We start from the raw sequence: 22776 nt of genomic DNA on the forward strand, positions 1-22776 counted from the left end.
CCGGCCCGCCCGACCGGCCCCCTGGAGGCACGATGGTCGACCTCACGGACCTGCACACGGATCTGACCGACGAGTCCGGGCAGCTGGACGCCCTGGTCGCCGCCCTGCCCCCGGGCGACTGGGCGCGGCCCACCCCGGCCCCCGGCTGGACGGTCGCCCACCAGATCGCCCACCTGGCCTGGACCGACCACGTCGCCCTGCTCGCGGCCACCGATCCCGGCGCGTTCCTCGCCTCGGTGACCTCCGCCCCGGACCCGACCCGGCTGGTCGACGCCGGGGCGGCGGACTTCCTGGCCCCGCCGACCGAGCTGCTGACCCGCTGGCGGGCCGGCCGCTCCGCGCTCGCAGACGCGCTCGCCGACGTACCGGCCGGGGAGAAACTGCCCTGGTACGGCACCCGGATGTCGGCCGCCTCCATGACCACCGCCCGGATCATGGAGACCTGGGCGCACGGCGAGGACGTGGCCGACGCACTCGGCGTCACCCGCGCCCCGACCGTCCGGCTCCGGCACGTCGTACACCTCGGTTTCCGTACCCTCGGGCACGGGTTCGCGGCCCACGGCCGGGCGGTCCCGGCGGTCCCGGTGCGGGTGGAGGTCACCGCGCCCGGCGGCGTCTGGGTCCACGGCCCGGCGGACGCCGCCGACCGGGTCACCGGCCCGGCCCTCGACTTCTGCCTGCTGGTCACCCAGCGCCGGCACCGCGCCGACCTCGACCTGGTCGCCACCGGCCCGGTCGCCGACGCGTGGCTCGACGTGGCGCAGGCGTTCGCCGGCCCGCCCGGGGCCGGCCGCGAGCCGGCGGGTGCCCGGCCCGAGGCGGCACGGCCCGAGGCCGCACGGCCCGAGGCGACCGCGTGAGCCCGCCGCTGCGGGTCGGGAACGCGTCCGGCTTCTACGGCGACCGGGCCACGGCCTGGCGGGAGATGCTCGACGGCGGCGAGCTGGACGTGCTGACCGGCGACTACCTGGCCGAGCTGACCATGCTGATCCTCGGCCGGGACCGGCTGCGCGACCCGGGGCTCGGCTACGCGAGGACGTTCCTGCGCCAGCTTGAGGAATGCCTCGGCACGGCGCTGGAGCAAGGGGTCCGGATCGTGACCAACGCCGGCGGGTTGAACCCCGCCGGGCTGGCCGCCGCGATCGGGTCGCTCGCCGACCGGCTCGGGCTCACCGCCCGCATCGGGTACGTCGAGGGCGACGCCCTGGCCCGACCCGACGCGCTGACCGCGAACGCGTACCTGGGGGCGTTCGGGATCGCCGCGTGCCTCGACGCCGGGGCGGACGTCGTGGTGACCGGACGGGTCACCGACGCGTCCCTGGCGGTCGGGCCGGCGATCGCCCGGTACGGCTGGCGGCGCGACGATCTCGACGCGTTGGCCGGGGCGACCGTGGCCGGGCACCTGATCGAGTGCGGGGCGCAGGTCACCGGCGGCAACTTCAGCTTCTTCACCGAGCTGCCCGACGGCGGCCACCGCCCCGGCTTCCCGATCGCCGAGATCCACCCGGACGGCTCCTCGGTCGTCACCAAGCACCCGGGCACCGGCGGCGCGGTCACCGTGGAGACGGTCACCGCCCAACTGTTGTACGAGGTGGGCGGCCCCGACTACCTGGGCCCGGACGTGGTGACCCGGCTGGACACGGTCGAGCTGACCGCCGACGGGCCGGACCGGGTACGCGTCACCGGGGTCCGGGGCACGCCCCCGCCGCCCACCCTCAAGGTCGGGGTCAACAACCTCGGCGGGTTCCGCAACTCGATGACGTTCGTCCTGTGCGGGCTGGACATCGCGGCCAAGGCGGCCCTGGTGCGGGGCCAACTGGAGGCGGCGGTCGGGGTCGACGGGCTGGAGTTCGTGCTGGCCCGCACCGACCACCCGGATGCGGGCGACACGGAGGCGGCGAGCGCGCTGCTGCACGTACACCTGCGTGACGGCGACAAGACGCGGGCCGGGCGGGCGTTCTCGGCCGCCGCCGTGGAGCTGGCGCTGGCCTCCTACCCGGGCTGCACGCTGACCACGCTGCCCGGCGACGCCACCCCGTACGGGGTGTTCACCGCCGACGCCGTGCCGCAGGACGCGGTGGAGCACGCGGCCGTCCTGCCGTCGGGCGAGCGGGTGCTGATCGCTCCTCCGCCGGTGGTGGCGTGTTTGCAGGGGCCCCCTATACCACAGAATGCGTTAACAAGGGGCCCTTCCTTGCACTCAAGGCGGGGGGCGCTGGGCGAGGTGGTGGGGGCGCGGTCCGGCGACAAGGGCGGCGACGCGAACCTGGGCGTCTGGGCCCGTACGGACGCCACCTGGGCGTGGCTGCGCGGCTGGCTGACCGTCGAGCGGCTGGCCGAGCTGCTGCCGGAGACCGCCCCGCTGACCGTGGAGCGGCACGAGCTGCCGAACCTGCGCGCGATCAACTTCGTGATCCGGGGGCTGCTCGGGCAGGGGGTGGCGGCGTCGACCCGGTTCGACCCGCAGGCGAAGGCGCTGGGCGAGCTGCTGCGCTCCCGCATCGTCGACCTGCCGACGGAGGGAACGGGGTCGTGACCACACTGGACAGCGCGCTCGACCCGTCCGCGCCGGCCTTCCGGGCCAGCCGGGAGGCCCTGCTGGAGCGCCTCGCCGAGCTGGACGCGGCCCTCGACCAGGCCCGCGCTGGCGGCGGCGGGAAGTACGTGGCCCGCCACCACAAGCGCGGCAAGCTGCTGCCCCGGGAGCGGATCGAGCTGCTGCTCGACCCGAACAGCCCGTTCCTGGAGCTGTCACCGGTCGCCGCGTACGGGACGGACTTTCCCGTCGGGGCCAGCGTGGTCACCGGGATCGGCGTGGTCGAGGGCGTGGAGTGCCTGGTCGTCGCCAACGATCCGACGGTACGCGGCGGCGCGGTCAACCCGTGGTCCCTGGCGAAGACCCGGCGGGCCGGGGAGATCGCCCTCGCCAACCGGCTACCGATGGTCAACCTGGTGGAGAGCGCCGGAGCCGACCTGCCCACCCAGGCGGAGATCTTCATCCCCGGCGGGCGGGTGTTCCGCGACCTGACCCGGCTCTCGGCCGAGGGGATCGGCACGGTCAGCGTGGTGTTCGGCAACGCCACGGCCGGCGGCGCATACGTGCCCGGGATGTCCGACCACGTGATCATGATTCGGGACCGGTCGCAGGTCTACCTGGCCGGGCCGCCGCTGGTGAAGATGGCCACGGGCGAGGTCACCGACGACGAGTCCCTCGGCGGCGCCGCCATGCACGCGACCCGTTCTGGCCTGGCCGACTTCCTCGCGGAGGACGAGCGGGACGGCATCCGGCTGGCCCGGCAGTGCGTCCGCCGGCTCAACCGGCGCAAGCAGGGCCCGCCGCCGCGCACCGCGTTCCCCGCGCCGCCGAAGTACGACCCGGAGGAGCTGCTCGGCGTCGTCAGCGCCGACCTGAAGGTGCCGTTCGACCCGCGCGAGGTCCTGGCCCGGGTGCTCGACGGCAGCGAGTTCGACGAGTTCAAGCCCGCGTACGGCACGGCGCTGGTCACCGGGTGGGGCGAGCTGCACGGGTACCCGGTCGGGGTCCTCGCCAACGCCCGGGGCGTGCTGTTCAGCGAGGAGGCGCAGAAGGCGACCCAGTTCATCCAGCTCGCCAACGCCGCCGACACCCCGCTGGTCTTCCTCCAGAACACCACCGGCTACATGGTCGGCGCCGAGTACGAGCAGCGCGGCATCATCAAGCACGGCGCGCTGATGATCAACGCGGTGTCGAACTCGAAGGTGCCGCACCTGACGGTCAACCTGGGCGCGTCGTACGGGGCCGGCAACTACGGCATGTGCGGGCGGGCGTACGAGCCCCGGTTCCTGTTCACCTGGCCGAACGCGAAGTCGGCGGTGATGGGGCCGGCGCAGTTGGCCGGGGTGCTGTCGATCGTGGCCCGGCAGGCCGCCGCCGCCCGGGGGCAGGAGTTCGACGAGGACTCCGATGCCGCCATGCGGATGATGGTCGAGCAGCAGATCGAGTCCCAGTCCGGGGCGCTGTTCCTCTCGGGCCGGCTCTACGACGACGGGGTGATCGACCCCCGGGACACCCGTACCGTCCTCGGGCTCTGCCTGTCAGCCATCCACAGTGGACCAGTGCGGGGTGCCGACGGCTTCGGCGTCTTCCGGATGTGAGGGGCGAATCGTGATCCAGAAGCTGCTGGTGGCCAACCGGGGCGAGATCGCCCGCCGGGTCCTCGCCACCTGCCGGGCGCTCGGCGTCGCCACGGTCGCCGTGCACTCCGACGCCGACGCCGACGCGCCGTTCGTCGCCGAGGCCGACCTGGCCGTACGCCTGCCGGGGAACACGCCCGCCGAGACGTACCTGCGGGTCGATCTCATCCTGGACGCGGCCCGCCGCACCGGAGCGGACGCCGTGCACCCCGGCTACGGCTTCCTCGCCGAGAACGCCGAGTTCGCGGCGGCGGTGACCGACGCGGGCCTGACCTGGGTGGGCCCGCCCGCCAGGGCGATCGCCGCGATGGGCGACAAGGTGGCGGCGAAGGCGCTGCTCGCCGACGCGGGCGTGCCGATGCTGCCCACCTGGACCGATCCTGACGAGATCACCGACTTCCCGGTGCTGGTGAAGGCGTCCGCCGGGGGCGGCGGGCGCGGCATGCGCATCGTCGCCGACCCGGCCGGGCTCGCCGGGGCCGTGGCGAGTGCCCGGCGGGAGGCGGCGGCGGCGTTCGGCGACGGCACGGTCTTCGTCGAGCGGTACGTCGAGCGGGGCCGGCACGTCGAGGTGCAGGTCTTCGGCGACGCCCACGGCACGGTGCTGGCGCTGGGCGAGCGGGACTGCTCGATCCAGCGCCGGCATCAGAAGATCGTCGAGGAGGCCCCGGCGGTCCTGCCGGACGGGGTGCGGCAGCGGCTGCACGCCGCGGCCGTCGCCGCCGCCCGCGCGGTCGGCTACGTGGGCGCGGGCACGGTCGAGTTCCTGCTCGCCCCCGACGGGCAGTTCTTCTTCCTGGAGATGAACACCCGCCTCCAGGTGGAGCACCCGGTCACCGAGGCAGTCACCGGGCTGGACCTGGTACGCCTGCAACTGCTGGTCGCCGAGGGCGGGCCGCTGCCGCTGGCGGCGGCCCCGCCAACCGACGGTCACGCCATCGAGGTACGCCTGTGCGCCGAGGACCCGGCGCACGACTACCGGCCGGCGACGGGGGTCCTGCACCGGTTCGCGGTGCCGCAGGTGGCGGGCGAGTTCGCCCCGACGCGGGGGCTGCGCCTCGACTCGGGGGTGGTCGACGGCTCGACGGTCGGCGTGCACTACGACTCGATGCTGGCGAAGCTGGTCGCCTGGGCCCCGACCCGCGCGGAGGCGACCCGGCTGCTGGCCGGCGCGCTGGCCCGCGCCGAGCTGCACGGGGTGACCACCAACCGGGACCTGCTGGTCCGGGTGCTGCGCAGCGACGAGTTCGGGGCGGCCGAGGTGGACACGGGCTTCCTGGACCGGCACCCCGACGTGTTCGCCCCGCTGCTGCCGGCCGGCGAGCTGCCGCTGGCCGCCCTCGCCGCCGCGCTCGCCGCCGCTGCGGAACGTCGGGCGGCGGCCACGGTGCTCGCCGGGCTCCCCTCCGGCTGGCGCAACGTGCCGGCGTTCCCGCAGTTCACCCGGTACGCCGGGCCGGGCGGCGACGAGATCGAGGTCCGCTACCGCCTGGACCGCACCGGCGCACTCGCCGACTGCTCCGTGTCGCCGGCTGTGACTCTTGTGCAGGCTGTCCCGGACCGGGTGGTCCTCGACGTCGACGGCGTGCGGCACGCGTACTCCGTACACCGGGTGGGGTCTCAGGTCTTCGTGGACGGCCCGAGCGGGGCGGCGAGCCTCACCGAGCTGCCGCGCTTCCCGCTGCCGACGGCGGAGCTGGCCGCCGGGTCGCTGCTCGCGCCGCTGCCCGGCGCGGTGGCCCGGGTGCACGTCGAGGTCGGTCAGCGGGTCGCCGCCGGTGATCTGCTGCTGACCCTGGAGGCGATGAAGCTCGAACACCCCGTGCTCGCCCCCGCCGACGGCGTGGTCGCCGAGCTGCCGGTGCCGGCCGGCGGCCAGGTCGACACCGGCGCCGTGCTGGCCGTGGTAACCGCTTTTGAGGAGGCACCGTCATGAACTTCGACCTCACCGACGAGCAGGAGCAGCTCCGCGACGCCGTCCGGGCGCTGGGCCGCAAGTACGGGCACGGCTACTTCGTCGAGAAGGCGAAGGCCGGCGGGCACACCACCGAGCTGTGGGACGAGGCCGCCCGGCTCGGCTATCTTGGCGTCAACATCCCCACGGAGTACGGCGGCGGGGGCGGCGGCATCACCGAGCTGGCCATCGTCTGCGAGGAGCTGGCCGCCGCCGGCTGCCCGCTGCTGCTGCTCGTGGTCTCCCCCGCCATCGTCGCCACGATCATCACCAAGCACGGCACCGAGGAGCAGCGCACGCGTTTCCTGCCGGCCATGGCGGACGGCACGCTGAAGGTGGTCTTCGCGATCACCGAGCCGGAGGCCGGGTCCAACTTCCACCGGCTCGGCACGGTGGCCCGCCGCGACGGCGACGACTGGCTGCTGACCGGCCGCAAGTGCTACATCTCGGGCGTCGACGAGGCAGGCTACGTGCTGGTGGTGGCCCGCACCGAGGACGCGGCGACCGGCAAGCTGAAGCCGGCGCTGTTCCTCGTGCCGGCCGACGCCCCCGGGCTGACCCGCTCCAAGCTGGACATGGAGATCGTCTCCCCGGAGAACCAGTTCATGCTCTACCTCGACGACGTGCGGTTGCCCGCCGCCGCCCTGGTCGGCGGGTCCCTCGACGCCGGCCTGCCCGCCCTGTTCGCCGGGCTCAACCCGGAGCGGATCACCGTGGCCGCGATGGGCGCGGGCACCGGCCGGTACGCGATCGAGCGCGCCAGCGAGTACGCGGCCACCCGCAAGGTGTGGGGCGGGAGGAGCATCGGCACCCACCAGGGCGTGTCGCACCCGCTCGCCCACGCGGCCGTGCAGGTGGAACTGGCCCGCCTCATGATCTACAAGGCGGCCACGCTGTACGACGCGGGGCGCGATCTGGAGGCCGGCGTCTCCGGCAACATGGCCAAGTACGCCTCCGGCGAGGCCGCCGCGCTGGCGGTGGACACGGCGGTGCAGGCGCTGGGCGGCGCGGGCATGACCACGGAGTACGGGGTGGCGACGCTGCTGGGCGCGGTGCGGGCGGGAAGGATCGCCCCGGTGACCAGGGAAATGATCCTCAGCTTCGTGGCACAGCACGTCCTGGGCCAGGACAAGTCCTACTGACGACCAACCCGGCCCACCCCCTCGGCCCGCTTGGGCCCGCCGCGGTGATCAAGAGGTTTGCGTCATCGGCGAGATCAACTCTGACGCTTTCCTCTTGATCACCGAGGCGGTCAGGTGGTGAGGGTGCCGGCCTTGATGGTCTTGAGGAAGAGGGTCCAGGGGGCGGGGGCGAAGTGCAGCACCGGGCCCTGCTGGTCCTTGCTGTCGCGGACCATGACGGCCTGGGCAGGCGTGGCGACCTCGACGCAGTTGCCGCCTCCGTTGCTGCGCGTGCTCTTCTTCCACGTGACCATGCTCATGGTTGTTCCTCCCCAATCGATGCGATGAGCTTGCGAGAAGCCGCCTCGGTCAGCGCCGACTTTTCCATGCTGGCCCACACCTCCCCGTACGTCGCGACCTCGGCAGGCTTGTCGAGGTAGAGCGCGCCCGTGAGGCTGTCGGAGTAGATCAGTGAGGGCTCGTTCCCGCCGTCGAAGTCAAGGATCGTGAACGTGCCGCTGGTCATGTTGCCGCGATGCAGGCCCGCCGAGGCGGGCACGACCCGCACCGACACGTTGGGCTGCCGGCTGACCGTCACCAGGTGCTGTAGCTGGCCTGCGTCGACGCCCCGCCGCAGCACGGCTTCGTCAAGCAGCACGTCGAACTGCGGAGCGCGGGGCGTGGTGCGGGTCAGAAGGGCCTGCCGACCGAGCCGCACCGCAACGCCACGCTGGATCTCTTCCCTGGTCATCTCTGGGCGGGCCACCTCGTAGACGCGGGTGGCGTACGCCTCGGTCTGCAACAGGCCGGGGACCAACTGCGCTTCAAAGGTGCGCAGACGGGTCGCAGCCGCTTCCAGTCCTACGTACAGCTCGAACCACTCCGGGATGGCGTCGCCGTAGGAGTGCCACCAGCCGCGGGCCTTCGTCTCCTTCGCGAGACCCATCAACGCCTCGGTGATTTCCGGTGACGCTCCGTAGAGGCGGCACATGGCCTCCACGTCCAGTGACCGCATCGACGTCGCGCCGGTCTCGATGCGCCACATCTTCGGCGTCGACCACTCCAGCGCATCGGCCGCAGCCTTGACCGTCATGCGCGCTTCCTCGCGAAGCTGCCGCAGGAAACGCCCGAGTTGTCGCCTCGGGACCGTCGAGCCGGTATCCGTCGTCACTGACCTCTCCCTTCCTGCGACTACATACCGGGCGACGCCTGCGCTCGACATGTAATAACCCCTCGACCACGGTGAGCAACGGAGCCTATCAAAACGAAAGCACCCTAACCGTTCACCCAGAATGTAATGTTGCGCATCGAGCCTCCGCCAGAGAAGCATGAGCACAGGATGTGGCGGTCGGATGACCGTGCGTGGCCCGGCTGCCGCGTCCCCCTCACCCGGAGGAGGCAGGGATGCGCAGACGCATCACCTACGGCCAGTACCTCGCCGCCGTCGCGGCGACCCTCGCCCGCCGGCACCGGCCGATCTGGTCGTGGATCAGGTGGCGGTACGTCTGCAAGTGCGGCAACGAGCTGCCCTGCCGGCAGAAGCACAAGATCCCGATCAGGCGCTGCCACTGGCCGGGTGAACGCGAGTGACCACACCCGGCCCTGCTCCCCACGTGGCTGGCGTGACCGAGTTCCGCGCCGGGATGGTCCTCCACGTGACCCGGGCGGCGAGCCCGCAGTTCGTCCAGCCGATCTTCTTCCGGCTGATCCGCGTGCACGCCGACTGGATCACCTACCACGGCTGGACCTGGCTGCACGGCTACCAGCTCGACGCCAAGGGCGAGGCGGTGGCGCAACGCTCCATCTACGTACAACCTGCGGGGTTGATCGTGCAGAGCCCGCCGCCGGTCCCGGCCCGCCGCCCGCAGCCGACCAGGCCCGCCGTACCCCCCAAGCGCCCGGCCGCCTCGGCGGCGGCCAACCGGGCGGCCCAGAGAGGGGAACGTCGCAGCTGATCTCGACCGGCACCGCCACTCGCGAGAAGGCCGAGGCAGGTGGAGCCCTCATGTTTGCTCTTCAGGGGTGTTTGCTGGCTCAGCAAACAGCCCTGAACCCCAACGTGTTTGCTGGAACCGCGAGTTTGGCAGCACGGCAAACTCGGCTGTACGACAAACTCCCAGGGTGGAGATGACCGAGCCAGGGCTACTCAATGCCGCGCGAGAGCGCCTGACCTCGCTGCTCCCTGGGCACTTCGAGTTGACCGACGCCATGATCGACGGGCAGGCGGGAGCGCCGGACTCGGGCGACGCGCTGTGGCAGTTGAAGGAGCAGCGCAGCGGCTACACGCTGATCCTTGTCGAGGCGAAGACGTCATTCGCGCCCCGGGACGTCGAGAAGATCGAGCAACGCACTTGATCAGTCTTGCTTCGGGCTCTGGCGGCAGAGGTAGACCCGGTAGCCCGCGACCACATCCAGAGAGATCACTTCGACCCCCGCCGGGGTGGACCGGGCGAAGTTGCCCGCCATGACGCTCGACTCGGGCAGGACGTAGGCCACCCGCTCCGCCTGCCGGACCTGGTCACGGTACGGCCGGTAGCGGTCGAAGCCGGGCGCGAGGTCCTCGTCGAGGACCGCGCAGCGGACCTGCTCCGCGCTGCGGTAGGCCAACCGGTTGCACGTCCAGTACTCGGAATAGACATGCGTGAGAGCGGCTGCCCGCAGCCGGTCCAGAAGTTGCCGTTCCTCGTCGGCCTTGTCGGCGTAGTGGGACTGGTAGGCACCCAGTTGCGCCGTGGCGACCAGCAGGCTGGCGATGAGCGCGCCGACGAGCGCAACACAGCCGACGGCCGGGATGACACCACGCCGGGCCGAGCCGGCCGCGCTTTCCCGGGTTGCCTCCTCGCCGCCGGAGGCCGTGACTCCCGCCCTGCCGGCCAGGGAAGTCAGGCCGCCCCACAGGGGCCAGAGAACGGCCGGCAGCGACACCATCGCGTAGTGAAGGTAACGGGCGCTTTCGATCGGCGTCACCGCCGACGCGGAACTCGCCACATACGCGGCCAGGGTCAGCGCGGCACCGGCGAGGAGAGCGAGCCGACCGGCCTGAACCCGGCGTTCACCGAGGTCGGCGCGGCGAATCGCCACTAGCGCGACGACCGCCGCCACGACCATCAGGATCAGGTACGCCGGCCCCCACCACATCTGCCAGGTCGCACAGTGGCTCGGCGCGCACATCCCGGAACTGAGCGGCAGGCCGAGGAGCACGGCGCCGTACCACCTGTCCGGCCACGCAGCCGGCTCGGTCGCGCCGCTGAGGGACAGCAACACCGAGAGGGAATTGGCGTGGTGGAGGTTGAACCAGATCAACGGCGCCGCGCCGAGGAGGAATCCGAAAACCGCCAGGGAGACCCACCGCAGCGTCAGGACTGACCGGCCCACCCAGGCCACGAGCAGCGCGGCGACGACGACGTACGGCAGCGCGAGCCAGTGGGTCCAGACGATGTAACCGGCCAGCAGGCCCCACACGGCAAACATTGTCCTCCGCTTGTCGGGCTCCAGCGCCAGAAGTGCGGACGCCAGCATGAGCCCGGCAACGGCGGTGGCCACGTCGGAATAGCCGCCGGCCCCGATCATCTGATCCTTGATGACGCGGTCGGACCCGAATGCCATGACTGCCATGACGAAGACGGCGAACCACGGGGTGTAGAGCGTGCGCGTCAGCCGGAAGACGAGAAGGAGGAAGACGGCGTACATGGCGAGTGCCGGCAGGCGAAGCACCCACCAGTGGGTGCCGAGAACCTGGATCAGGGGTGCCGCGAGGTACGAGTAGAAGGTGCCCATGTAGTCCTGGCCGTAGAAGAACGTCGGCCAGTGCCGGCCTTCTCCGATGTGTAGGGCGGCCAGACCGGCAGTGCCCTCGTCGCTGTTCGCTGGCGGGACGTCGAGCGCCAGCAGAATCACCCGATACAGGACGCCGGCGAGACCAAGTGCCGCCGCCACCCGGCCAGGAAGCAATTTCCCCAGGCGAACCGACGTAGCCGGCCCCGCTATCGGTTCCCCTGCGGTCCGGTCACGCCCAGCGAGATTATCCATCTCGACCAAGTCTCCGCCCTCCCGCACGGCACGGCTGATGTCGGTTTCCGGGTGGTGATCAAGGAGGAGGGGACTGCGCCCACCCGAGCCGGGGCACCGGTCGCCAGCCGCAGGTGCGCCGCCCCTGTCACCAGCCGCGGGTGCGCCATTCCTCCAGCGCCGGCCGTTCCGCGCCCAGCGTCGTGTCCCGGCCGTGGCCCGGGTAGACCCACGTGTCGTCCGGCAGCCGGTCGAAGACCTTGGTCTTGACGTCGGTGAAAAGCGACTCGAAGTCGTCGGTGTTGCCGAAGGTGTTGCCGACTCCTCCGGGGAAGAGCGAGTCGCCGGTGAACAGGTGCGGGTGGCCGCCCGGGTCGTCGTACAGCAGGGCGACGCCGCCGGGCGTGTGGCCCGTCAGCCGGATGACCTCGAGGGAGACCTCGCCGCAGTGGATGGTGTCGCCGTCGGCCAGGGGCACGTCGGTCGGGACCGTGATGCCGTCCGCGTCGGGCGCCCCGGCGTAGGTGCGCGCACCGGTGGCCGACACGACGTCGGGCAGTCCGTGCTCCCAGTGGTCCCAATGGTGGTGGGTGGTCACCACCGCGTCGAGCCGCCCGCCGCAGAGCTTCAACAAGCGTTCCGGCTCGTTCGCCGCGTCCACCATCAACTGGGCACCCGTCGCGCGGCAGCGCAGCAGGTAGCAGTTGTTGTCGCCCGGCCCGACCGAGATCTTGCTCAGGGTCAATGCCGTCAGCTCGCGCACCCCGGGGGCTGATCCGTCGTATTCCGCCATGATCGGAATGTAGTCCGATCAGCCCGATCCCGGGGGTACGGACTGCCGCGCGGTCAGCTCACCGGCACGGCGGCGTCGCGCAGGGCCCAGAAGCTCGGCCGGTACTGGTCGTGGATGGTCGCCGACTGGATCCGCAGCAGCGCCTCGTCGTTCTCGCGGAGCGCGGCGTTGGAGTAGTTGTGGCTGCCGGCCGCCTCAGCCGCCGCGAGCAGGAACCCGGAACGCTCACCCTTCCGTCGCGGCGACAACGCCCTCCCCCACCCGCCACTCACCATCAAGACGTGACACAGCGCAGTCCACTCGCCCGACGCCACCATCCCAGCGAAACCCCTTTGCTCTGCACCCCTATACGCAACGAATCACGCAGTGCAACCCGCCACCACACCTCTCGACATTCGCGATCTTCCATTTAGCCAGCTAGACGCAGGTGTTGCGCATGGGGGTGCAGAGCAAAGGGGACGCGAGACGTCAGGTGGGGTCGGAGGAGCGTGACGAAGAGTCAGATCAACCGATCATCGGAGGCGGGCTGCGCAGCCATCACTCATCGTGATCGGTGTCGCCAACACGGATCCGAAGGACGGGCCGCATCTGGGCATACTGGGGACATGCGGGGAGATCATGAATTCGAGCAGGCGGCGGACCGGCCGTACGCCGCTTTCGCCCACCACCCGCTGCCGCCCGACCGACCGCCTGCGGGCACTGCGTGGACCCGGCCGACATGGCGCTCTTCGCGCGTACGCCGCTGCGGGAACTGACGCCGGACCAGCTCCGCACGTACCTGATGAACCCGGGCACCTGGGGGGACTGGGGGTCGACGTCGGGCCGCACCTGGCCGGGTTCGCGGACGGGCCGGGCGAGGGCCCCGCCCGGCACCTGGCCGACGTCATCGACGACTGGTCGCCGCCCGTGGTTGGTCAGCCGGTGGCGCGGCAGGCGGCGTCGATGCGGTGCACCGGCCGGACCCGCCGCCCCAGCGCCTCCAGCAGCGAGTCCTCCACGTGGAAGTCGCGCACCCGCAGCCGGTGCCGGGGCAGCTCCTCCTCGCTCGGGCAGAGCACCTGCGCCTGCACCTGGTCGATCGGCACGTACCGGACGCCGCCCTGCTCCTGGAGCAGCACCATGCTCACGTCGTCGACGACCACCACGTGACCGCGCACGTCCTCGGTGACGTCCGGCGCGGTCTGCACGGTGGTGACGGTCAGCGGCAGCACCGGCGTGCTGATCACCGGCAGCGCCGCCCAGACCAGCATCGCCAGCACGGCGGCCTGGGTGATCGAGGCCAACGGCCGGATCACCGCGCCGGGCAGCGGGCCGGCGATGGCGAGCGCGAGCACCGGCGGTACGACGAACAGCGCCACGACCAGCGGTTCCTCCTGCCGCCAGGCGTCGAGCACGGTCGGCGCGAGGAGGAACAGGTACCCGCCGAGCAGGGCCGCGACGATCAGCACCCGCGCCGTCGCCAAATCGTGCAGCCGCTCGGGGCGGAGCTGGAACGCGGCGGCGAACGCGGGCAGCAGCAACGGCAGGTAGAGCAGCGGCCAGGTGACCAGGGCGATCAGGAAGCTGGCCAGCACGAACCAGGTCGGGGTGATGTCCGCCCAGCGGGCGAAGAGCGGGCGACGGTGCCCGGGCAGCCGGTCGACGCTGACGCCGAGCACCGCGCCGAGGGCGAACACCGCGACCAGCCCGGTGGCGAGCAGCCGGGCGGCGGTGGTGAGGAACCCGGCGAGCAGGTTGACCGGGCCGACGTTGGCGACCAGCAGCAGGGTGGTCTGGAGTTCCCCGCCGGCCTCCACGCCGAGCCTGAGCACCGAGAAGACGGCGGGCACGGCCACCACGACCGCCCAGAACGACTGGCTGGCGCGGGCCCGGCGCTCGTCCGCGCCGGGCCCCGGGGCGGGGCGGGGCGTGGGCGGCGCGGCGTCCACGTCGTCACCTCCGGTGGCCGCCGGCGCGGTCATGACGGGCGGACCTTGTCGTCGAAGTCGACCAGCTCCGGGACGTTCAGCGTCGGCGGCTGGGTCTTCGGCTGCCGTAGCCACGGCCCGAGGGTCCGGTGGTACGCGGTGAGCCAGGGGCTGGTCAGCCCCTTGCGCCCCTGTTGGTAGCTCCTGTCGAGGAAGAACGCGACGAGGTCGCGCAGCGCCGGGTCGCTGATCGGCACCCCGACGCCGATCTGCTCGCTGGTGCCGAAGGGCATGTCGACGATCGTGAAGTCCTTCGGATGCCGGGAGAGGAAGCCGGCGAGGATGGTCTCGTCGGAGCTGACCGCGTCGTACCGCCCCTGGAGGATGCCCTCGACGCAGTCGCCGACCTCCTTGACGACGAACACCCGGATCTGGTGCCTGCCCAGCTCGGCCTCGGTGGTCGAGCCGCCGCTGGTGCAGACCTTGTAGCGGGGGTCGCGCAGGTCCTCGATGGTGCGGATGCTGTCCCTGAGCCGGTTGGGGACCATCGCCTCCTGGGTGGTCACCAGGTACGGGCCGGCGAAGCTGATCAGCTTCGCGCGCTCCTCGGTCATCGAGAAGGTGGAGACCACCAGGTCGACCGACCCGCCCTGGAGGGCGGGGATGCGGTCCTCCGTGGACACCGGCACCCACTCGATCCGATGGTCTCCCGCGTAGCCGAGCTGAGCGGCGACGTACCGGGCGATCTCGACGTCGAACCCGGCGTGGATGCCGTCGCGCAGCTCGCCCATCAGCGGGCCGCTCGTGGAGACGCCGATCTTGAGCGTCGGTTGGCCGTAGATGTGCGTCTGGCGCAGCTTGTCGTTGACGGACGGGATCGGGGGCTCCTGCCGGCTGTCGCAGCCGGCGGCTGCCGCAAGCATCAGGGTCAGCGCGACCGCCAGGGTGGTGGCGACGGAACGGACCCGGGACCGGGTGAGAAACTGGTTCATCGGCGACCTCGCTGACCCGTACACCTGCGGGACACCGAGGGTAGCCGAACCGGTCCATTCCCGTGGTCGCCCAGGTGACGGCTCCGGGGGCACGGCGAGGAAGGTCTCCAGGCTGTTGTCGTACGGGAAGTCGTGCCCCGGCGGGCCTGCTGGGTCGCGGCGGTGGCGGCGCGGTGGGCGAGCGCCGGCAGCACGGACAGCCGGGCGGTCGGGCGGGCCCGCAGGGCCGGTGTCCGGGGGTGGCGGTTGACAGGGCGGCAGGCTCCGCCATCCTTGACGGGTGACCCGATTCCCTCGGCCCGATGTGCCCGTCGTGGCGGGCGCCGCGTCGCTGGCGGCGGTCGCCCTGCTGGTGGCACTGGTCTGGTGGCGTCCGCGCAGCATCGTGGCGGTGGTCCTCGCCCTGCTCTGCGTCCTGCTCGTGATGATCGCCGGGGTGTCGGTGACGGAGGGGCGGCACCGCCGCGAGGAGGCCCGCGAACGCGCGGGCGACGAGCCGGCGCAGTGGTCGGGGCAACCCGCCGCCCGGCTCAGCGACGTCGACGCCGACACCCTGGAGGCGCTGGACAGCCGCGACCTGCGGGCCATGCGGGAACGCCGCCAGGGCACGAGCAGGTTCAGCGACCGGTGAGGGTCGGCTCGTACAGCCCGTCGACGCCGCGCCCGGCCAGGCACCGGTACGTCCGGTCCGGGCCGTCCGCCGCCGGCGGCAGCACCTCCAGACGCCAACCGCTGGTGTACGCGATCCCGCTGGTCAGCCGGAACGTCACCGGGTTGCACACCTGGCGCACCTGCGGGTCGGCGGTCACCTCGTCGTGCTCGGCGTCGGCCAGGGCGGCGGGCAGCTCACCCTCGGCGTAGGCCTCCCAGGTGTGCCGGCCGTCGCAGGGCAGCCGGGGCGCCTCCGCCCGGGTGCCGCCCACCCGCATCGGCCCGAAGCACTGCAACTCGGCGACGCACCGCGCGCCCGCCGGCAGCTCGGCGGGGCCCGGCGACCCGGAGACGCAGCCTGGCAGCGCCCCCCACCGGCTGGCGGTCGTCGTGCCGCCCACCGTTACGACGGGCGTGGGCGTCGGCACGACCGGCGCTCCCCCGGCGATCCAGGCCCCGGCGCTCGCCGAGGCGGCCAGCGCGAGCGCCCCCGCGCCGCCGAGGAACCACCGCCGCCACCGGCGCCCGGACGTCGTCGGCACCGTGGGGTGCTCCTCCTCCACCGGGGGGCGCGGGGCGGCACGGCCCGGCTGACTGGTGCCGTAGAGGCCCCCGGACGTGGACGGGCTGCCGGTGGTCACGCCCGTCGGGCCGCCGGAGGCGGGCCCACCGGAGACCGGGGCGCCGCTGACGGGCGCGCTGAACGGGTCCAGTGGCAGGGCGGCGAGCAGGCCGCGCAGCTCCACGGCGGACGGGCGGGTCCTCGGGTCGTTCGCCATGCCGGCCCGCAGCACGTCGACCAGTTCCTCCGGCACCCCGGGCAGCCCGGGGACCGGCTGGTGGAACATCTCCAGCACGGTGACCAGGCTGGGGCTGCGCTCGGACTGCCAGCGGGGCGGCCGGCCGAACATGACGGCGTAGAGGGTGGCGCAGAGCGCGTACACGTCGACGGCGGGCGACGGCGGGCTGTGGTTGAACATCTCCGGCGGCGCGTACGCCGGGGTGAGCACCTCCAGGGTCACCGTCGGGTCGCGCACCTCGGCCAGCACCGCGAGCCCGAAGTCGGCCAGCACCGCCGGGTTGAAGTGGGAGTGCAGGATGTTCGCCGGCTTGACGTCGCGGTGCAGCACGCCGTTGGCGTGCGAGTGGGCCAGCGCGTCGGCGATCTTCACGCCGAGGTCGCGGGTCTCCGCCGGGCCCAGGGGCGAGGTGCGCATCCGTTCGGCGTACGACCCGTCGCAGAGCTCCATGATGAGGTACGGGTGCCGGTCGACGGTGACGCCGACGTCGAAGAGGTCCACCACGTGCGGGTGGGACGACATCCTTCCGGCCGCCCGTGCCTCGCGCAGGAACCGGGCCTGGTCCCGCTCGTTGTCCAGGGTGCGGTTCTCGACCTTGACCGCGACCTCACGCCCGACGGAGATCTGGGTGGCCCGGTAGACGGTCGCGTACCCTCCCCGGGCAAACACCTCCAGATCGGTCAGACCGGGCACGATGGGCAGCCGTAGGGCGCCGGACGGGGTGTCGGTCACTGCTCGAAAATACCTAACCGGTCCGGCGGCTCAGCGGTCCGCGCCCGCGGACCGGGGGGTGCCGTCCGCCGCTGTCGCCGCCGGCTCACCCTGAGTGTCCGTCGGCACGCCCGCCGTCTCACCCGGCGCTCCCGCGGGCACGGCCGTCGCGCGGCGGGCGTCCAGGCGCAGGGCCACGGCGGTGGCGACCGCGCCCAGGCCCTCCCAGAGCGCCACCGTGAAGAACCGCCCCGGGGCGACGTCGGCGAGCACCACGATGGTGAAGACGGTGAAGGTGACCAGCCGGAAGACGACCGTGAACCGGTAGAACGCCCGCCACTCGGTGGCCGTGGCCAGCAGGTAGTAGACCCCCATGTTGAACGACGCCATCGCCGACGCCGTCAGGAACGTGCCGGTGTAGTCCCCGGCGGACCGGCTCTGCGGCACCTCGAAGCCGAGCATGCGCAGCTGCGCCTCCGGCCAGAGCAGCCCGAGCGCGCCCATCAGCAGCGCCAGGACGCCGAAGACCGCGATCGTCCAGCCGGCACTGGAGCGGGGCAGCCTCATCACGCCTCCCGGGCCCGGCACGGCGGCCCCACAGTGGACCACCTCATGGAACTGTCACCGTAGCCGTTACCGCCGACACCCGCATCGGCGGAACCGACAGGATCCTCTCGGCGCACCCACAGCTCCTCCTTACCCCCGCAGGCGCACGCGCAGCGTGTCCGCCGCGAGCCGCTCGCTGCGCTGCTCCGTCGCGTACGCCAGGCGCACCGCTTCCTCGGCCCTGGCCAGCGCCTCGACGGGGCGACCGCAGGCGGCCAGCGCCTCGGCCAGCACGCTCACCGCGATCACCTGGCTGCGCACGTCCTCGGCGGGGACGGCCATGGCCCGGTGTGCCCAGTCCAGCGCCTGTTCGCGCTGGCCGTGGGCGAGCAGCGCGGAAGCGTACCGGGCCATGGTCTGCTGGCGGGAGAACAGCAGCGAGGGCGCGTTCGCGGCGGCGGTGGCCACCGGGGCGAGCAGCCCCACGGCGGTGGCCGGGTCACCGGCGGCGAGCCGGGCGGTGGCCAGCAGCACCCGGGGGCCCACCTGGGCGGGTGCCTGCGGGTTGTGCGGCTCGACGGCGGTCAGCACCGCCCGCGCCGACCGTTCGGCGGTCTCGCAGTCGCCGAGGTCCAGCGCCACGAAGCCGCGCAGCGTGCCGGCCATCCCGGTGAGCAGCGGGTGCGAGGTCCGCTCGGCGTACGACATGGCGTCGGCGAGCAGGTCGGCGGCGTGTTCCGGCTCGCCCAGCCCTCGGGCGACCACCCCCCGCGCCACCAGGGCGAAGCCCCGCCCCCAGTCGTCGGAGACCTCGGCGAAGTCCCGGTACGCCCGGCGGGCCGCCCGGTCGGCCTCGCCCAGCTCGCCCAGTTCCGCCCCGGCGAACGCCTCGACGGCGCGCAGCGTGCCGACGGCCCACGCCTCGCCGACCCGCTCCCCGAACGGCAGGAAGACCCGCGCCAGCCGGCGCGCCTCGCGCAGCCGGCCGGCGAGCAGCCGGGCGAACGCGGTGGTGCCGCGCAGCCAGGCCCGCCCGTAGGGGTCCTTCAGCTCGGCGAAGAGCCGGGCAGCCCGGCCCAGCACCGCGTCGGTGCCGGCGAAGTCGCCCCGGGTGGTGGTGACCCAGGCCAGGTTCTGCAACGACCACGCCTGCCCCCGCCGGTCCTGCGACGTGAGGCTGACCTGGTAGGACGCCGCGAGCCGGCTGCTGGCCTGGCCGAGCCGGCCGGCGATGAAGTCGGCCATGCCGAGCCGGCGCATCGCCGAGGCGCGCAGGTTGGGCAGCCCGCCGGCGGTGGCCACCTGCGACGCCTCCTGCCAGCAGGCCACCGCCCGGCCCTGGTCGCCGAGGGTCTGGTGGGCCTGCCCGGCGAGCAGCAGGGCGCTGGCCCGGGTGCCCGCGTCGTCCCCGGCGTTGGCGGCGATCTTCTCGGCGTAGGCGAGCGCGTCGCCGGGCCGGCCGACCTGGAGCAGCGCACGGGCGTGCACCACCCGGTCGGCGGCGGGCAGCCCGTCCCGGGCCAGCTCGGCGGCGCGTTCGGCGTACTCGACGGCGGCGGCCGGCTCCCCCGCCTGCAAGGACCGGCGGGCGGCCCGGCCCAGCGCGGTCACGCCCAGCGGCGCGACGGTGCGGGCCGGCGCGTCCGGGCGCAGCTTGACGGCGTCGGCGAGCGCGGCGGCCCGCTCGACGTGCTCGGCGACGAACGCGTCCCGGGCGGTGTCGGTGAACCCGCCCGGCGCGGCCGACCCGTCGGGGGCGGCCCAGCGGGCCAGCGCGGCGTGCCGCTCGGCCAGTTCGGCCTTGCTCACCCCGGCGTACGCGGCCTCCCGCATCAGCGGGGTGGCGAACGCGTAGCCGGTGCGGGTGCGGTGCAGCATCCGGCGTTGCAGCAGTTCCTCGACGGCCCGGTCCAGTTCGACGGCGACCACGGCGGCGGGTCGGCCGTCCCGCCCGGCGCGCTGTTCGCGCAGCGCCTCCAGCGCGCCGTCGGGCACGGTGTCGCCGACAACGGCAGCGTCGCGCAGCACCGACCGGGCGTCCGGCGGCAGCGCGTCGATGCGCGCGGCGAGCACGGCGGCGAGGTCGCGGGAGAGCAGCCGGCTGCCCAGCGAGCCGGGGGCGAGCCGCCAGCCGGAGTTGGCCGGGGCGGACCGGTCGGCCACGGCGGTCAGCGCGCCCCGCTCCATGAGCAGGGTGACCAACTCGGCGAGGTAGAACGGGTTGCCCTGGGCGGTGGCGAGCAGCCGGTCGGCGTCGGGCTGCGGCAGCTTCCCGCCGCCGAGGTAGCTGGTGAGCAGCCGGGCCGCGTCGGCGCCGCGCAGCGGGGGCAGGGCGTGCACCTCGGCGTCGGCGACCCGGGTCAGCGCCCCGGCGGTGCGGACCAGCTCGGGGCGGCCGAGCAGCAGCACCAGCACCGGGCCGGCGATGCGGGACAGGGTGACCCCGAGCGCGCGGATGGTCTCGGCGGTGGCGTCGTGCAGGTCGTCGACGAGCACCACCAGCGGCGCCTCGGCGGCCAGGGCGCTGAGCAGGTCGGCCACCGCGTTGGGCACGGCTTCGGCGTCGGCGGGCTGCTGGGCGCCGCCGCCCCACTCGCCCTGGTCGGTCCCGGCGGGCAGGTCAGCGTACCCGAGCAGGGCCAGCAGTTGGTCGGCGGCGACCGGCGGGGCGTCCTCTCCGAGCCGGCCGAGGCGCTGGTTGAGCCGGCGCAGCCGCTCCTCGACGGCGGGCCGGGTCAGCGCGGTGGCCGCGTCGTTGGGCAGGCCCACGGCGGCCCGGACCAGGTCGGCCAGGGGCGCGAGCCGGCGGCGTTCGCCGAACGCGGCGCAGCGCACGGACAGCACCCGGGCGCCGGTGTGCGCGGCGTACCGACCGGCGCCGACGTCGTAGCCGGCGGCGAGGCGTTCCACCTCGGCGGCGAAGCGGGACTTGCCGATGCCCGCCTCGGCGGTCATCAGCAGCACCCGGGGCTCGCCCCGGTCGATGACCTCGGCGACCCGGCCGGCGACCCGGCCGATCTCGGTCTCCCGGCCGACGAACGGGGCCTCGTCGCCGAGGCCGGAGCGGGTGCCGGGGGCGTCGAGGAGGCCGAGCAGCTCGTACGCCTCGACGGGTTCCCGCTTGCCTTTGAGCCGCAGCGGGCGCAGCGCCCGCCAGGACGCCACGTGCCGGGTGGCGGCGGAGGTGCGCGCCCCGGCGTAGACGGCGCCGACGGCGGCGGCGTCGGCGAGCCGGGCGGCGGTGTTGACGGTGTCGCCGATGACGGTGTATTCGATGGCCGCCTGGATGCCGGCGATCACGTCGCCGGTGTTGAGGCCGACGCGCAGGCCGAGCGGCGCGCCGCCGCCCCGCTCGTCGTCGAGCACCCGGCGTACCGCCCGCTGCATGGACAGGGCGGCGCGGACGGCCCGCTCGGCGTCGTCCTCGTGGGCGACGGGCGCACCGAAGACGGCCATGATCCCGTCGCCGGTGAGCTTGTCGACGTGCCCGCCGAACGTCTTGACGGCCCCGGCGAGGGCGGCGAGCACCCGGTCGGTGACCGCGCCGACGCGTTCCGGGTCGAGGTCCTCCGACCACGAGGTGAAGTCGGACAGGTCGCCGAAGAGCACGGTGACGACCCGCCGCTCGGCGGCGGGCAGCGTGGCGGCGGCCGGCAGCGCGGCCCCGCAGTTGTGGCAGAACCGGCCCCCCGGTACGGCGACCGTCCCGCAGACGGGGCAGGTCACGACCGGTCCGCCGGTTCGGGGGGCACCCCCAGGTAGTCCAGCTGCGCGCGGACCGACCACTCGGCCGCCCACCACAGCGACCGGTCGACGTCCGCGTACACCCGGGCCACCACCTCGGGCGCGGTTCGCGCTCCCTCGGCGACCGCCTGCCGCACCTGGTCGAGCCGGGCGCGGCGGTGGGTGAGGTAGAACTCGGCGGCGACCCCGCAGTCGGCCAGCGCCGGGCCGTGTCCCGGCAGCGCCGCGATCCCCCGGTACGTCGAGAGCAGCTCCAGGCTGTCCAGGTACGCCCCGAGGTGCCCGTCGGGGTGGGCGACCACGGTGGTGCCCCGGCCGAGAATGGTGTCGCCGGTGAGCACGATCCGCTCGTCGCCGCGCTCGACGAGGAAGCAGACGGAGTCGGCGGTGTGCCCGGGGGCGGGCAGCGCCCGCACGGTGAGGCCGGCGGCGTGCAGGACGGTGTCGGGGGCCAGCGGCGGCCCGCCGTGGCTGTGTGCCGGGTCGACGGCCCGCACCGGCGCGCCGCCGAGCAGCTCGCGCAGCCGGGGCGAGCCCTCGGTGTGGTCGGGGTGCCCGTGGGTGATCAGGACGGTGGCCACCGGGGCGTGGGCGGCGATCGCGGCCAGGTGCCCGTCGTCGGCGGGCCCCGGGTCGACGACCACGGCGGGCTCGCCGGGCCCGGCCCGCAGCACCCAGGTGTTGGTCCCGTCGAGCGTCATCGGCCCCGGGTTCGGTGCCCGCAGCAGGGTCACCCATCCCGGCAGTTCGTCAGCCAGCGCGGCCACGGCCGCCGTGATGTGCCCGGTCATGCCAGCGATCGTACGACTCCCCCCGCCACTCCCCGCGATCTTGCACTTGCGGCCCGGGATTTGTGCCCGTACGCGGCTTTCGCCCGGGCCCGAAGTGCAAGACCGCGGCGCGAGTGGCGGTCAGGAGACCTCGACGACCAGTTCGACCTCTACCGGGGCGTCGAGGGGGAGTTCCGAGACGCCCACCGCGGAACGGGCGTGGCGGCCCGCCTCTCCGAAGACCGCGCCGAACAGGTCGGACGCGCCGTTGATCACGCCCGGCTGGCCGGTGAAGCCGGGCGCGCTGGCCACGAAGCCGGTCACCTTGACGATCTTGACCACGTTCTCCAGGCCGACCAGCGCGTCGACGGCGGCGAGGCCGTTCAGCGCGCACCGCTGCGCCAGGTCCTTGGCCTGCTCGGCGGAGACCCCCGCCCCGACCTTGCCGGTGGCCAGCAGCTTGCCCTCGGCCATCGGGAGCTGCCCGGAGACGAAGACGTGCTGCCCGGACTGCACGGCCGGCACGTAGCTGGCCACCGGGGGCACCACCTCGGGCAGCGTCAGCCCGAGCTCGGCGAGCTTCGCGTGCGGCCCGTTGCCCACGCC

Annotated in this window: 21 protein-coding genes; 9 read left to right on the plus strand and 12 right to left on the minus strand. The window is 73.6% G+C overall.

The window, feature by feature from the left end; all coding sequences use genetic code 11:
• The first annotated feature begins 32 nt into the window (after nt 1-32).
• Genes ACFT41_RS06520 through ACFT41_RS06540 form a run of 5 tightly spaced genes read left to right on the plus strand, consistent with a single transcriptional unit; the run spans nt 33 to nt 7269 of the window.
• Nucleotides 33-860: a TIGR03084 family metal-binding protein gene (locus ACFT41_RS06520; RefSeq protein ID WP_377583995.1), complete on the plus strand. Its 828-nt coding sequence runs from the start codon at nt 33-35 to the stop codon at nt 858-860.
• Nucleotides 857-2536, plus strand: coding sequence for an acyclic terpene utilization AtuA family protein (locus ACFT41_RS06525; protein ID WP_377583998.1), 1680 nt, complete (start codon nt 857-859; stop codon nt 2534-2536). The genes ACFT41_RS06520 and ACFT41_RS06525 overlap by 4 nt, the downstream gene beginning before the upstream one ends.
• Complete coding sequence (locus ACFT41_RS06530; RefSeq protein ID WP_377584001.1) at nt 2533-4134, plus strand: acyl-CoA carboxylase subunit beta; 1602 nt, start codon at nt 2533-2535, stop codon at nt 4132-4134. Before ACFT41_RS06525 ends, ACFT41_RS06530 begins: the two co-directional genes overlap by 4 nt.
• Nucleotides 4135-4144: 10 nt before the next feature.
• Nucleotides 4145-6109 carry an acetyl/propionyl/methylcrotonyl-CoA carboxylase subunit alpha gene (locus ACFT41_RS06535; RefSeq protein ID WP_377584004.1) on the plus strand — a complete coding sequence of 655 codons (1965 nt, stop codon included), beginning with the start codon at nt 4145-4147 and terminating at the stop codon, nt 6107-6109.
• Nucleotides 6106-7269 carry an acyl-CoA dehydrogenase family protein gene (locus ACFT41_RS06540; protein WP_377584007.1) on the plus strand — a complete coding sequence of 388 codons (1164 nt, stop codon included), beginning with the start codon at nt 6106-6108 and terminating at the stop codon, nt 7267-7269. Before ACFT41_RS06535 ends, ACFT41_RS06540 begins: the two co-directional genes overlap by 4 nt.
• Before the next feature lie 110 nt (nt 7270-7379).
• On the opposite strand, the gene ACFT41_RS06545 is transcribed toward ACFT41_RS06540, so the two are convergent.
• A complete protein-coding gene (locus ACFT41_RS06545; protein WP_377584010.1) occupies nt 7380-7568 on the minus strand; it encodes a DUF397 domain-containing protein in 189 nt (62 codons plus the stop codon).
• Complete coding sequence (locus tag ACFT41_RS06550) at nt 7565-8419, minus strand: helix-turn-helix domain-containing protein (protein WP_377584012.1); 855 nt, start codon at nt 8417-8419, stop codon at nt 7565-7567. The genes ACFT41_RS06545 and ACFT41_RS06550 overlap by 4 nt, the downstream gene beginning before the upstream one ends.
• A 233-nt stretch (nt 8420-8652) precedes the next feature.
• Here ACFT41_RS06550 and ACFT41_RS06555 point away from each other — a divergent pair, with 233 nt between their 5' ends.
• From ACFT41_RS06555 to ACFT41_RS06565, 3 genes are all read left to right on the plus strand, one after another.
• Nucleotides 8653-8838 carry a hypothetical protein gene (locus tag ACFT41_RS06555; RefSeq protein WP_377584015.1) on the plus strand — a complete coding sequence of 62 codons (186 nt, stop codon included), beginning with the start codon at nt 8653-8655 and terminating at the stop codon, nt 8836-8838.
• Nucleotides 8839-8870: 32 nt separating this feature from the next.
• Nucleotides 8871-9203: a hypothetical protein gene (locus ACFT41_RS06560; protein WP_377584017.1), complete on the plus strand. Its 333-nt coding sequence runs from the start codon at nt 8871-8873 to the stop codon at nt 9201-9203.
• A gap of 166 nt (nt 9204-9369) precedes the next feature.
• Nucleotides 9370-9603, plus strand: a complete 234-nt coding sequence (locus ACFT41_RS06565; RefSeq protein ID WP_377584020.1) for a hypothetical protein — start codon at nt 9370-9372, stop codon at nt 9601-9603.
• On the opposite strand, the gene ACFT41_RS06570 is transcribed toward ACFT41_RS06565, so the two are convergent.
• From ACFT41_RS06570 to ACFT41_RS06590, 5 genes are all read right to left on the minus strand, one after another.
• A complete protein-coding gene (locus ACFT41_RS06570) occupies nt 9604-11184 on the minus strand; it encodes an ArnT family glycosyltransferase (protein WP_377584023.1) in 1581 nt (526 codons plus the stop codon).
• A 220-nt stretch (nt 11185-11404) separates the two neighbouring features.
• Nucleotides 11405-12049 carry an MBL fold metallo-hydrolase gene (locus ACFT41_RS06575; RefSeq protein ID WP_377584026.1) on the minus strand — a complete coding sequence of 215 codons (645 nt, stop codon included), beginning with the start codon at nt 12047-12049 and terminating at the stop codon, nt 11405-11407.
• A gap of 53 nt (nt 12050-12102) precedes the next feature.
• Nucleotides 12103-12297: a hypothetical protein gene (locus ACFT41_RS06580; RefSeq protein ID WP_377584028.1), complete on the minus strand. Its 195-nt coding sequence runs from the start codon at nt 12295-12297 to the stop codon at nt 12103-12105.
• Between the two features lie 666 nt (nt 12298-12963).
• A complete protein-coding gene (locus ACFT41_RS06585) occupies nt 12964-14010 on the minus strand; it encodes a hypothetical protein (RefSeq protein ID WP_377584030.1) in 1047 nt (348 codons plus the stop codon).
• The gene (locus tag ACFT41_RS06590; protein ID WP_377584032.1) at nt 14007-14948 is read right to left on the minus strand and encodes a transporter substrate-binding domain-containing protein; all 942 of its coding nucleotides are present in this window, start codon (nt 14946-14948) and stop codon (nt 14007-14009) included. The genes ACFT41_RS06585 and ACFT41_RS06590 overlap by 4 nt, the downstream gene beginning before the upstream one ends.
• A gap of 280 nt (nt 14949-15228) precedes the next feature.
• On the opposite strand from ACFT41_RS06590, the gene ACFT41_RS06595 reads away from it, so the two are divergent.
• Nucleotides 15229-15579, plus strand: a complete 351-nt coding sequence (locus ACFT41_RS06595; protein WP_377584035.1) for a hypothetical protein — start codon at nt 15229-15231, stop codon at nt 15577-15579.
• On the opposite strand, the gene ACFT41_RS06600 is transcribed toward ACFT41_RS06595, so the two are convergent.
• From ACFT41_RS06600 to ACFT41_RS06620, 5 genes are all read right to left on the minus strand, one after another.
• Nucleotides 15566-17131: a serine/threonine-protein kinase gene (locus tag ACFT41_RS06600; RefSeq protein WP_377584038.1), complete on the minus strand. Its 1566-nt coding sequence runs from the start codon at nt 17129-17131 to the stop codon at nt 15566-15568. The genes ACFT41_RS06595 and ACFT41_RS06600 overlap by 14 nt on opposite strands.
• Before the next feature lie 30 nt (nt 17132-17161).
• Complete coding sequence (locus ACFT41_RS06605; protein WP_377584041.1) at nt 17162-17677, minus strand: hypothetical protein; 516 nt, start codon at nt 17675-17677, stop codon at nt 17162-17164.
• A 129-nt stretch (nt 17678-17806) separates the two neighbouring features.
• Nucleotides 17807-21382 carry an adenylate/guanylate cyclase domain-containing protein gene (locus ACFT41_RS06610; protein ID WP_377584043.1) on the minus strand — a complete coding sequence of 1192 codons (3576 nt, stop codon included), beginning with the start codon at nt 21380-21382 and terminating at the stop codon, nt 17807-17809.
• Entirely contained in the window at nt 21379-22191 is an 813-nt protein-coding gene (locus ACFT41_RS06615) for an MBL fold metallo-hydrolase (protein WP_377584045.1), read from the minus strand. The genes ACFT41_RS06610 and ACFT41_RS06615 overlap by 4 nt, the downstream gene beginning before the upstream one ends.
• A gap of 120 nt (nt 22192-22311) precedes the next feature.
• Nucleotides 22312-22773, minus strand: a complete 462-nt coding sequence (locus ACFT41_RS06620; RefSeq protein ID WP_377584048.1) for a RidA family protein — start codon at nt 22771-22773, stop codon at nt 22312-22314.
• Nucleotides 22774-22776: the final 3 nt, after the last annotated feature.

It is taken from the genome of Micromonospora sp. NPDC057141 (genome assembly GCF_042670805.1).
GTDB lineage: Bacteria > Actinomycetota > Actinomycetes > Mycobacteriales > Micromonosporaceae > Micromonospora.

Coding starts and splice junctions, on each gene's coding strand:
- ACFT41_RS06605 (WP_377584041.1), bottom strand. CDS start 17,677: ATGAGGCTGCCCCGCTCCAGTGCCGGCTGGACGATCGCGGTCTTCGGC.
- ACFT41_RS06545 (WP_377584010.1), bottom strand. CDS start 7,568: ATGAGCATGGTCACGTGGAAGAAGAGCACGCGCAGCAACGGAGGCGGC.
- ACFT41_RS06575 (WP_377584026.1), bottom strand. CDS start 12,049: ATGGCGGAATACGACGGATCAGCCCCCGGGGTGCGCGAGCTGACGGCA.
- ACFT41_RS06615 (WP_377584045.1), bottom strand. CDS start 22,191: ATGACCGGGCACATCACGGCGGCCGTGGCCGCGCTGGCTGACGAACTG.
- ACFT41_RS06585 (WP_377584030.1), bottom strand. CDS start 14,010: ATGACCGCGCCGGCGGCCACCGGAGGTGACGACGTGGACGCCGCGCCG.
- ACFT41_RS06540 (WP_377584007.1), top strand. CDS start 6,106: ATGAACTTCGACCTCACCGACGAGCAGGAGCAGCTCCGCGACGCCGTC.
- ACFT41_RS06590 (WP_377584032.1), bottom strand. CDS start 14,948: ATGAACCAGTTTCTCACCCGGTCCCGGGTCCGTTCCGTCGCCACCACC.
- ACFT41_RS06520 (WP_377583995.1), top strand. CDS start 33: ATGGTCGACCTCACGGACCTGCACACGGATCTGACCGACGAGTCCGGG.
- ACFT41_RS06555 (WP_377584015.1), top strand. CDS start 8,653: ATGCGCAGACGCATCACCTACGGCCAGTACCTCGCCGCCGTCGCGGCG.